Genomic DNA, 10,721 nt, shown 5'->3' with positions numbered 1-10,721 from the left:
TGGTGTTCCCCCGGAGGTTGTGCTGCTTCATCTCCCGGGTGGGGGGGGGGGGGCCCCCCCCCCCCCCCCCAAGACTCGGCTCGGAGGTGGTCAGCCGACGCCGCAGTCCCTTCCGTCGAGGTTGAAGCGCACGGGGGTGGGCGTGGGGCCGCTGTAGGAGGCGACGAATCCGACCTGTGCCGTCGAGCCCGCGGGGATGACCCTGTTCCACCGCTCGCTCGTGGCGGTGAGCCGTGAGCCGGTCTGGGTCCAGCCCGCGGACCAGCCGGAGACGAGGCGCACGGCCGATGTCGGGTAGTCGACCGTCAGCGTCCAGTCGTCGAACGCGGTCGTGCCGACGTTGTGCACGGTGATCTGCGCGCTCAGCCCTGAACCCCACGTCGTCGCGTGGTACGACACCGTGCACGACGACGGCAACGGGCTGGGGCTGGGGGAGGGGAGACCTCCCCTGGCGAGGGCCGACAGCGGATCGGACGGAGCGCTGAGGTTGCCGGCCGCGTCCCTGGCGACCACGACGTAGGTGTAGCGCTCCCCGATGACCAGGCCGGATTCCCCGGAGCTCTGGTACGAGGGATAGGTGGTCGTGCCGACCTTGACGTATCCCGTCGAGGTCTCGCGGTAGACGTCGTACGCCGTCACCGCCACGTTGTCGCTCGACGGCTGCCAGCAGAACGCGACGCCCCGGTAGTCCCACGGACAGGGTTCGTTCAGGCCGGTCGGCTTGGAGGGGGGCACGCGGTCGCCCGGCGGGGGGCTCGGCGAGGCGCTCGGCGTCATGCCGACCGTCGCGGACACCGTGATAAGAGCGGAGGGCGGGCTGATGTTCCCCGCCGAGTCCCTGGCCACGACGTACATCGTGTACAAGCGGTTCAGGTCGCCCGAGAAGCCGCCGACCGTGCCGGTCGTGGTGGCTGCGAGGACGAAGCCGTCGACCCTCAGGCGGTACAGGTCGTAGCCGGCGACCCCCGTGTCGTCCGTCGAGGGATTCCAGCAGATGGAGGCGTAACCGGTCGAGGTGGGGATGCCCGGAACCGGGCAGGGCCGCGTTCCGGTGGGACGTGTCGGTGGCGTGGTGTCGTCGGCCGCCCCTGCCGGAACGGCGTAATGAGGGGCGTTTCTCGCCGGGGCGGCGGCCAGGGCCGTCTCTCCGGCCGGGCCGATCGTCAGTGCCGTGATGAGTAAGGCCAGGGTGAGAAGTCCCAGGGTGAGGAGGACCGCCCCCAGGGATCGCCTGCCAGGTTGCATGATGCCTCTATCAGATCGCGTCGGCGTGTGACCCCCCGCAGGGATTGTGAACCACTTCCGAGATCCCGTAAAGCGGGCCGGTCCGGTGTGCCTCGGTCTTCGACCGGATCTGTCGGACGATCGAGGTGAGGGTACGGGTGTCGAGGGCGTCCGGCGGGTGATCCGTCGTTCGTGGCTCCTGCCGGTCGTTCCAGCGAGTGTCGGCGGCGATTTTGTCGGTGGGCTGTCGTAGCGTCGGTGCCCACGACCGTGGCGGGCGTGTCGCGAGCGGAGTCGGCTCCGAGCCCGGCCGGACGATCGGGAGTGTGGCGCGGTGCCGGCAAGGGTCGGCGCCGGGATCGGAAAGGAGCCCCGGTGAGTGGTGTACGAGTGCTGGTCGGCACGCGCAAGGGCGCGTTCATCCTGACGTCGGACGGCAGACGCGAGCGGTGGGACATCAGCGGCCCCCACTTCGGGGGGTGGGAGATCTACCACCTCACGGGATCCCCCGCCGACCCGTCCCGCCTCTACATGTCGCAGTCCGGCGGCTGGTTCGGGCAGCTGATCCAGCGGTCCGACGACGGCGGCGCGACCTGGAAGCCGGTCGGCAACCAATTCCAGTACGACGGCGTCCCCGGCACCCACCAGTGGTACGACGGCACGCCGCACCCGTGGGAGTTCACCCGGGTCTGGCACCTGGAGCCATCGCTCACCGACCCGGACACGGTGTACGCGGGTGTCGAGGACGCCGCCCTGTTCCGCTCGGCCGACGGCGGGCAGAGCTGGCAGGAGCTGCCCGGGTTGCGCGAGCATCGCTCGGGGCCCTCCTGGCAGCCGGGTGCCGGTGGGATGTGCCTGCACACGGTCGTCGCGGACCCGCGCGATCCCGGGCGCATCACCGTGGCGATCTCGGCCGCGGGTGTGTTCAGGACCGACGACGCCGGCAAGAGCTGGCAGCCGAAGAACCGGGGTCTGAGCTCGGGGGGCATTCCCGACCAGGACGCCGAGGTCGGCCACTGCGTTCACCACATCGCGATGCACCCCTCGCGTCCTGACGTGCTCTTCATGCAGAAACACTGGGACGTGATGCGCAGTGACGACGCCGGTGAGTCGTGGCACGAGATCAGCGGCGACCTGCCCAGCGACTTCGGGTTCCCGATCGCCGTCCACGCGCACGAGCCGGACACCGTCTACGTCGTCCCGATCAAGAGCGACTCGGAGCACTACCCGCCCGAGGGAAGGCTGCGCGTCTACCGCAGCCGGACGGGCGGAAACGAGTGGGAGCCGCTCACCAGGGGCCTGCCGCAGAGCCACTGTTACGTCAACGTGCTGCGGGACGCGATGGCCGTCGACTCGCTGGACTCGTGCGGCGTCTACTTCGGCACCACCGGCGGGCAGGTGTACGCGTCCGCCGACTCCGGCGACAACTGGATGCCCATCGCCAGGGACCTGCCGGCCGTGCTGTCCGTCGAAGTCCAGACGCTTCCATGATCCGCGTGGTGCTCCCGGTGCATCTGCGCAACCTCGCGAGTACGGGAGGCGAGGTGGAGCTCCATGTTCAGGGGCAGGTGACGCAGCGTTCGGTCCTCGACGCGCTTGAGGCCCGCTACCCGATGTTGCGCGGGACGATCCGCGACCACGTCACGCAGCGTCGCCGCCCCTTCGTGCGGTTCTTCGCCTGCGAGCTGGATCTGTCCCACGAGTCGCCGGACACCCCGCTGCCCGAGCCGGTCGCGACGGGAGCCGAGCCGTTCATGGTCGTGGGGGCGATGGCGGGCGGGTAGGCGCGGAGGAGGGCCGTCCGCCTCCCTGCGGTCGCGGTATCGGGGTGACCGCACAGGGCGGACGCTCGGCTCCACGTGCCGGGGGCCGGCGGGCCGCACGCGAGACAGGGGACGCGTTCGTCCGGGAGGTGGTCCGGGGCCCGCGTAGGGAAGGCGTCAAGTCTTGGCACCGGGGCGTATGGAACCCGTCAAGACGCGCAGGAAGCGCGGAAAACGGCGGTTTCCTTGCGTATGCCTCACCCGTCGGGTGATGGCGGACAAACCCCGGATGCGAGGAGTGGGGATGGCAGACGTCATCTTCGTCGCCCTGACGGTCGCGGTCTTCGCGATCCTCGGGCTGGCCGTCAGAGCGGTGGAACGGTTGTGAGCGCCGTCAACGCCGCAGGTCTGGTCGTGGTCGCAGGACTGGTGGTCTTCATGGTCGCGGCCCTGCTCTTCCCGGAGCGCTTCTGATGAGGGAGCGCTCCTGATGTCCTCGACCACGGCGGGGATCTGGTTCATCGGATCCCTCGTCGCCGCCCTCGCGCTCGTACACCGGCCGCTGGGCGACCACATGTACCGCGTCTACACCGGCACGAGACACCTCGCCGCCGAACGCGTGATCTACCGGCTCGTCGGTGTCCGGCCGGACGTCGAGCAGAGGTGGGGCGTCTACGCCCGCGCCCTGCTGGCGTTCTCGGTGACATCCGTCCTGTTCCTCTACGGTCTGCAGCGGCTGCAGGACAGGTTGTTCCTGTCGCTGGGGCTCGCCCCGGTGCCCGACCACGTCGCCTGGAACACCGCCGTCAGCTTCGTCACCAACACCAACTGGCAGGCCTACCCGGGTGAGTCGACGATGGGCTACCTGGTGCAGATGTCCGGCCTGGCGGTGCAGAACTTCGTGTCCGCCTCGGTGGGCATGGCGGTGGCGATCGCGCTGGTCCGCGGCTTCGCCCGCAGGAGGACCGAGGAGCTCGGCAACTTCTGGGTGGACCTGGTCCGCGGCGTCGTCCGCGTCCTGCTGCCGCTCGCCCTCGTCGGCGCGGTCGTGCTGCTGGCGGGCGGCCTGATCCAGAACTTCACCGCCCCGCACGAGGTGACCACCCTGACCGGCGGCACCCAGACGATCACCGGCGGCCCGGTGGCCGGTCAGGAGATCATCAAGGAGCTGGGCAACAACGGCGGCGGGTTCTACAACACGAACTCGGCCCACCCGTTCGAGAACGCCACCGCCTGGACGAACTGGTTCGAGATCCTCGTGATCCTGCTGATCCCGTTCGCGCTGCCCCGCACGTTCGGCCGCATGGTCGGCGACACCCGGCAGGGCCACGCGATCGTCGCGATCATGGGGACGCTCGCGCTGGCGAGCGTCGCGCTGCTGACCGCGCTGGAGACGGCCCACGGCGGCACGGTCCCGCAGGCGGTGGGCGCGGCGATGGAGGGCAAGGAGGTGCGCTTCGGCGTGCCAGACTCCGCCACCTTCGCCGCCGCCACCACGCTCACCTCCACCGGAGCGGTCAACTCCTCCCACGACTCGTTCACCGCGCTCGGCGGCATGCTCACGATGTTCAACATGATGCTCGGCGAGGTCGCCCCCGGCGGCGCGGGCGCGGGCCTGTACGGCATGCTCGTCCTCGCCGTGATCACGGTCTTCGTGGCCGGCCTCATGGTCGGCCGCACCCCCGAGTACCTGGGCAAGAGGATCGGCTCCCGCGAGATCAAGTTCGCCGCGATGTACTTCCTGGTCACGCCGCTGCTCGTGCTGACCGGCACGGCGCTGGCGATGGGCTCGGCCGAGCGGCGGGCGAGCATGCTCAACGGCGGTCCGCACGGTTTCTCCGAGGTGCTGTACGCCTTCACCAGCGCTTCCAACAACAACGGCTCCGCCTTCGGCGGCCTCACCGCCAACACGCCGTGGTACGACGTCGCCCTCGGCCTGTGCATGGCCTTCGGCCGCTTCCTGCCGATCGTCTTCGTTCTCGCCCTGGCCGGATCCCTGGCAGGGCAGGCACCGGTCCCCGTCTCCGCGGGCACGCTGCCCACGCACCGCCCGCAGTTCGTCGGCATGGCCGTCGGCGTGACGGTGATCCTCGTCGCGCTGACCTTCCTGCCGGCCCTGGCGCTCGGCCCGCTCGCGGAAGGAATCCAGTGACGCCCCGGACGCTCGAAGTGCGGGGCTCTGCCCCCGCACCAGGGGAGGGAAAGGTGGGCGGCGGCCTCCTCGATCCCCGGCAGTTGCTCACCTCGCTTCCCGAGGCGGTCAGGAAGCTCAACCCGGTCACGCTCTGGCGCAACCCGGTGATGCTGATCGTCGAGGTCGGCGCGGTCTTCACCACGGTGCTCGCCGTGCTCACCCCGTCGTTCTTCGCCTGGGCCACCGTGGTGTGGCTCTGGCTCACGGTGATCTTCGCCAACCTGGCAGAGGCGGTCGCCGAGGGGCGCGGCAAGGCCCAGGCGGCCACGCTGCGCGACGCCAAGCGCGACACCACGGCGCGGCGGCTGCGCGGACGCGACTCCACCGACTGGGACGTCGTCGGAGCCTCCGAGCTGCTGCGGGGTGATTTCGTCGTCGTGGAGGCGGGGGAGGTCATCCCCGGTGACGGCGACGTGGTCGACGGCATCGCCTCGGTGGACGAGTCGGCCATCACCGGCGAGTCCGCCCCGGTCATCCGCGAGTCGGGTGGCGACAGGTCGGCGGTGACCGGCGGCACGAAGGTGCTGAGCGACCGGATCGTCGTCCAGATCACCCAGCGGCCCGGCGAGAGCTTCATCGACCGGATGATCGCCCTGGTCGAGGGCGCAGACAGGCAGAAGACGCCCAACGAGATCGCCCTCAACATCCTGCTCGCCGCCCTGACGATCATTTTCCTGGTCGCGACCGCGACCATGCAGCCGCTGGCGATCTACGCCAAGGCCCAGAATCCCGGCGTACCTGACTCACTCGCTCTCACCGGGGACGGTGTCACCGGTGTCGTGCTGGTCGCGCTGCTGGTCTGCCTCATTCCGACCACCATCGGGGCGCTGCTCTCGGCGATCGGCATCGCCGGCATGGACCGGCTCGTCCAGCGCAACGTTCTCGCGATGAGCGGCCGCGCGGTCGAAGCCGCGGGAGACGTCAACACCCTGCTGCTGGACAAGACCGGCACCATCACGCTGGGCAACCGGCAGGCGTCGGAGTTCCTCACCGCCCCCGGCGTCTCCGCCGACGAGCTGGCCACGGCCGCGCAGCTGGCCAGTCTCGCCGACGAGACCCCCGAGGGCCGTTCCATCGTGGTCTACGCCAAGCAGGCGTACGGCCTGAGGGAGCGCGGGCCGGGAGAGCTGGCGGGTGCCGAGTGGATCGGGTTTACCGCGCAGACCCGGATGAGCGGGGTCGACCTCGACCGCCGCCGGATCCGCAAGGGTTCCGCCACCGCCGTCATGAAATGGGTACGCGAGCACGGCGGTCACCCCACCGACGAGGTCGGCGGCATCGTCGACGCGGTCTCCGGATCCGGCGGCACCCCGCTGGTCGTCGGGGAGGTCACGGGGGAGGCCGGGGGCGCCGGGGGCGCCGGGGGCGCCGGGGGCAGGGCACGGGTCCTGGGTGTCGTCCATCTCAAGGACGTCGTCAAGCAGGGCATGCGCGAACGCTTCGACGAGATGCGCAGGATGGGTATCCGCACCGTCATGATCACGGGCGACAACCCGCTGACGGCGAGGGCCATCGCCGGCGAGGCGGGCGTGGACGACTTCCTCGCCGAGGCCACGCCCGAGGACAAGCTCGCCCTGATCAGATCGGAGCAGGAGGGCGGCAGGCTGGTCGCGATGACCGGAGACGGCACCAATGACGCGCCCGCGCTCGCTCAGGCGGACGTCGGGGTGGCGATGAACACCGGCACGTCGGCCGCGAAGGAGGCCGGCAACATGGTCGACCTCGACTCCAACCCGACCAAGCTCATCGAGATCGTCGAGATCGGCAAGCAACTGCTCATCACCCGCGGCGCGCTGACGACCTTCTCGATCGCGAACGACGTCGCCAAGTACTTCGCGATCATTCCCGCGATGTTCGCGGCGGTCTACCCGGGCCTGGACGCGCTGAACGTCATGCGCCTGTCCAGCCCGCAGTCGGCGGTCCTGTCCGCGGTCGTCTTCAACGCGGTCGTCATCGTGGCGCTGATACCGCTAGCCCTGCGTGGTGTGCGCTACCGCCCCTCCAGCGCCTCGAGGCTGCTCAGCCGCAACCTCTACGTCTACGGTCTGGGCGGGATCGTCGTGCCCTTCGTCGGCATCAAGTTGATAGATGTGATTGTCCAGTTTCTTCCGGGGGTGTCTTAAATGGAACGCCTGCCCAGCTGGATCCGCCGACATCTCGCCGCGCTCCGGGCGCTGCTCGCCCTCACCCTCGTCACCGGGGCCTTCTACCCGCTCGTGGTCACCGGCATCGCCCAGACGGTGTTCCACGCCGGCGCCAACGGCTCCCTCGTCCAGAAGGACGGAAAGGACGTGGGAAGCGCGCTCGTCGGCCAGAGCTTCACCGGCGCTGACGGCAGACCGGTCGGCCGCTACTTCCAGAGCAGGCCGTCGATGGCCGGCGCCGGCTACGACATGCTCTCCACCGCCGCGAGCAACCTCGGGCCCGAGGACGTCGTGGACGTCCTGCCCGTCCCCGGGACGAACGGCGGGGAGGGCAGGCGGAGCCTGCTCACCCAGGTCTGCGCCCGCTCCAGGGCCGTCGGGGAGCTGGAGGGGGTCAGCGGCGCCCGGCCGTACTGCGCGCCCGACGGGACGGGCGCCGTGCTGAAGGTCTTTCCCGTCGCGGGCGTCCCCTCCCGGGTCGTGAGCGTGAACCAGGCCTGTCCCGCGAGCCCGTTCGTCGCCGAGTATCGTGGTGTGAAGGTCGAGTGCGGCAGGCCGGGCGAGGACTACGCGGCCGGGCGCACCGTCCCGGTCCGCGGTACGGCGAGGGCCGTGGTGCCCGCAGACGCGGTCACCGCCAGTGGCTCCGGCCTCGATCCGGACATCTCCGTCGCGTACGCCGACCTTCAGGCGCCCCGGGTGGCCAGAGAGCGCGGCCTGCCCGTGGAGACGGTGAGGGGGCTGATCATGGAGAACACCACCGGCCGTTCCCTCGGCTTCATGGGCGAACCGGCGGTGAACGTCCTCGAACTCAACCTGGCCCTCGACAGATGAGCAGGGGGCGAGGGCGGCTGCGCGTCTATCTCGGGGCAGCCCCGGGTGTCGGCAAGACGTACATGATGCTCTGCGAGGGGCACCGCCGCCTCGCGAGGGGCACCGACGTCGTCGTGGGCCTCGCCGAGACCCACGACCGTCCCCGCACCGCCGAGCTGCTCGACGGCATAGAGGCGATCCCGCGCAAGAGCATGGTCCACCGCGAAAGCGTGTTCACCGAGCTCGACGTGGACGCCGTCATCGCCAGGAGGCCCAGGGTGGCCCTGGTCGACGAGCTGGCCCACACCAACGTGCCGGGCTCGCGCAACGCCAAGCGCTGGCAGGACATCGAGGAGATCCTGGAGGCGGGCATCGACGTCATCTCCACCGTCAACATCCAGCACCTGGAGTCGCTCAACGACGTGGTCAAGGAGATCACCGGGGTGGCCCAGCGCGAGACGGTGCCCGACGAGGTGGTGCGCCGCGCGGACCAGGTGGAGCTGGTGGACATGGACCCGGAGGCGCTGCGACGGCGGATGGCGCACGGCAACGTGTACGCCCCGGAAAAGGTCGACGCGGCACTGTCGAACTACTTCAGGGCCGGCAACCTGACCGCGTTGCGCGAGCTGGCGCTGCTGTGGGTGGCGGACAAGGTCGACGAGCAGCTCGACCGCTACCGCGCCGATCACGGCATCGCGGGCACCTGGGAGGCGCGCGAGCGCGTCGTGGTCGCGCTGACCGGTGGCCCGGAGGGCGACGCGCTGATTCGGCGGGCCGCCAGGGTCGCGGGCAGGGGCCAGGGGGCCGACCTGCTGGCCGTGCACGTCACACGCTCCGACGGCCTGGCCGGAGCCGACCCCGCGAGCACGGCCCGTCAGCGCACCCTGGTGGAGGACCTGGGCGGCACCTACCACCAGGTCGTCGGTGATGACGTACCGACCGCACTGCTGGACTTCGCGCGCGGCGTGAACGCCACCCAGCTGGTGCTGGGGGCCTCCCGGCGTGGCCGGTTCGCCCAGATCCTCTCGCGGGGGGTCGGGGTGACCACGACCGCGCGCTCCGGGTCCATCGACGTTCACATGATCACTCACGACGAGGTGAAAAGGACGCGTGCCCGCGCTCCGTCACGGGCCGCGCTGACCCGCACCCGCCGGGTGGCGGGCTGGCTCCTCGCGGTTCTCGGGCTGCCGCTCCTGACCCTGGCACTGCGGCCCTTCCACGGCGCCGTGAACCTGCCGAGCGACATACTGCTCTTCCTGCTCATGGTGGTCGTGGTCGCCCTGGTCGGCGGCATGTGGCCGGCCGTCACCGCCGCCGTGCTCGGCTTCCTGCTGCTCAACTACTTCTTCACCGCGCCCGTCGATCGCCTCGCCGTCGCAGCCCCGGAGAACCTGTTCGCACTGAGCGTCTACGTGCTGGTGGCCGTCATGGTGAGCGCGGTCGTGGACGTCGCCGCCCGCCGTACCCGGGAGGCGGCCCGCGCCCGCGCCGAGGCGGAGGTCCTCTCCACCCTGGCCGGGCACGTGCTCCGCGGCGAGCACGCGCTCGCCTCGCTGCTCGCCCGCCTGAGGGAGACCTTCGGGCTGGCCTCGGTCACCATGCTGGAACGCGTCGGCGAGCAGGGACCCGACGACCAGTCCGACCCCGAGGCGTGGCGGATCGTGGTCACCGTCGGTGACGCGCCCTGCACCTGCCCGGGAGTCGCGGACACCGACGTCGTCATCGACGAACGGCTCGTCCTGGCCATCCGGGGCAGGCTGCTGGAGGCGTCCGACCGGCGGCTGCTGGAGGCGTTCGCCGCAGAGGCGGGGGTGGCGCTGCGGCAGGACCGGCTGGCGCAGGAGGCGGAGCGGGTCAGGCCGCTCGCCGAGGCCGACAGGATGCGCACCGCACTGCTCGCCGCGGTCAGCCACGACCTGCGCACCCCGCTCGCCTCGGCGAAGGCGGCCGTGGAGAGCCTGCGCAACACCGGCGTCGACTGGTCCGCCGAGGACAGGCGGGAGTTGCTCGCCACGGCGGACGAATCCCTGGTCAAGCTGGACCGCCTGGTGGCCAACCTGCTCGACATGAGCCGCCTGCAGGCGGGAGTGCTCGGGCTGGCACTGGAGCCGACCGCGCTCGAGGACGTCGTGCCACACGCCGTCGACGACCTCGGCCCGCTGTCCCGGCGGATCGAGGTGGACCTCTCCGCCGATCTGTCCGAGGTCGTCGCCGACCAGGTGCTGCTGGAACGAATCCTGGTCAATCTCATGTCCAACGCCGTCCGCCACAGTCCCGAGGGGCAAAACGTCCTCGTCACGGCCGGGGAGTACGGCGACCACGTGGAGCTCCGGGTCGTCGACCGGGGTGCGGGCATCCCGCGTGACGCCTACGACCAGGTCTTCATGCCCTTCCAGCGGCTCGGGGACCGCGACAACCACACCGGCGTCGGCCTGGGTCTCGCGCTCTCCCGAGGGCTCGCCGAGGCGATGGCCGGCACCCTGCTCCCTGAAGAGACACCGGGCGGTGGTCTCACCATGATCCTGACACTTCCCGTTTCCTCCCCCTCGCGAACGCGCCCCCCGGAGGAACGACGGTGACCCG

Annotated in this window: 8 protein-coding genes; 7 read left to right on the top strand and 1 reads right to left on the bottom strand. The window is 70.7% G+C overall.

Features of this window, described 5'->3' with window-relative positions; translation table 11 throughout:
• Positions 1–90: 90 nt before the first annotated feature.
• The gene (locus ABZ664_RS30565) at positions 91–1,245 is read right to left on the bottom strand and encodes a cellulose binding domain-containing protein (RefSeq protein WP_362517281.1); all 1,155 of its coding nucleotides are present in this window, start codon (positions 1,243–1,245) and stop codon (positions 91–93) included.
• A 354-nt stretch (positions 1,246–1,599) separates the two neighbouring features.
• On the opposite strand from ABZ664_RS30565, the gene ABZ664_RS30560 reads away from it, so the two are divergent.
• The 7 genes from ABZ664_RS30560 to ABZ664_RS30530 all read left to right on the top strand — a co-directional run bounded on the left by ABZ664_RS30560 (position 1,600) and on the right by ABZ664_RS30530 (position 10,717).
• Positions 1,600–2,715: an exo-alpha-sialidase gene (locus ABZ664_RS30560; RefSeq protein WP_362517278.1), complete on the top strand. Its 1,116-nt coding sequence runs from the start codon at positions 1,600–1,602 to the stop codon at positions 2,713–2,715.
• The gene (locus tag ABZ664_RS30555; RefSeq protein WP_362517275.1) at positions 2,712–3,008 is read left to right on the top strand and encodes a MoaD/ThiS family protein; all 297 of its coding nucleotides are present in this window, start codon (positions 2,712–2,714) and stop codon (positions 3,006–3,008) included. The genes ABZ664_RS30560 and ABZ664_RS30555 overlap by 4 nt, the downstream gene beginning before the upstream one ends.
• Before the next feature lie 363 nt (positions 3,009–3,371).
• Positions 3,372–3,461, top strand: a complete 90-nt coding sequence (gene kdpF / locus ABZ664_RS30550) for a K(+)-transporting ATPase subunit F (RefSeq protein ID WP_113705100.1) — start codon at positions 3,372–3,374, stop codon at positions 3,459–3,461.
• Between the two features lie 16 nt (positions 3,462–3,477).
• Entirely contained in the window at positions 3,478–5,139 is a 1,662-nt protein-coding gene (kdpA, locus tag ABZ664_RS30545) for a potassium-transporting ATPase subunit KdpA (RefSeq protein WP_362517271.1), read from the top strand.
• A 53-nt stretch (positions 5,140–5,192) separates the two neighbouring features.
• Positions 5,193–7,304, top strand: a complete 2,112-nt coding sequence (kdpB, locus tag ABZ664_RS30540; RefSeq protein WP_362517268.1) for a potassium-transporting ATPase subunit KdpB — start codon at positions 5,193–5,195, stop codon at positions 7,302–7,304.
• Positions 7,305–8,159 carry a potassium-transporting ATPase subunit C gene (locus ABZ664_RS30535; protein ID WP_362517265.1) on the top strand — a complete coding sequence of 285 codons (855 nt, stop codon included), beginning with the start codon at positions 7,305–7,307 and terminating at the stop codon, positions 8,157–8,159.
• Complete coding sequence (locus ABZ664_RS30530; RefSeq protein WP_362517262.1) at positions 8,156–10,717, top strand: DUF4118 domain-containing protein; 2,562 nt, start codon at positions 8,156–8,158, stop codon at positions 10,715–10,717. Before ABZ664_RS30535 ends, ABZ664_RS30530 begins: the two co-directional genes overlap by 4 nt.
• The last annotated feature ends 4 nt before the right edge of the window (positions 10,718–10,721 follow it).

Origin of the sequence: Streptosporangium sp. NPDC006930 (assembly GCF_040635605.1) — a bacterium.
Taxonomy (GTDB): domain Bacteria; phylum Actinomycetota; class Actinomycetes; order Streptosporangiales; family Streptosporangiaceae; genus Streptosporangium.
The sequence above is the reverse complement of the archived record's forward strand: the minus strand, read 5'-3'. Positions and strand labels throughout refer to the sequence as shown.

Excerpts from the sequence above, each read along its gene's own strand:
- ABZ664_RS30555 (WP_362517275.1), top strand. The coding sequence starts at position 2,712 with ATGATCCGCGTGGTGCTCCCGGTGCATCTGCGCAACCTCGCGAGTACG.
- ABZ664_RS30535 (WP_362517265.1), top strand. The coding sequence starts at position 7,305 with ATGGAACGCCTGCCCAGCTGGATCCGCCGACATCTCGCCGCGCTCCGG.
- ABZ664_RS30565 (WP_362517281.1), bottom strand. The coding sequence starts at position 1,245 with ATGCAACCTGGCAGGCGATCCCTGGGGGCGGTCCTCCTCACCCTGGGA.
- ABZ664_RS30530 (WP_362517262.1), top strand. The coding sequence starts at position 8,156 with ATGAGCAGGGGGCGAGGGCGGCTGCGCGTCTATCTCGGGGCAGCCCCG.
- kdpA (WP_362517271.1), top strand. The coding sequence starts at position 3,478 with ATGTCCTCGACCACGGCGGGGATCTGGTTCATCGGATCCCTCGTCGCC.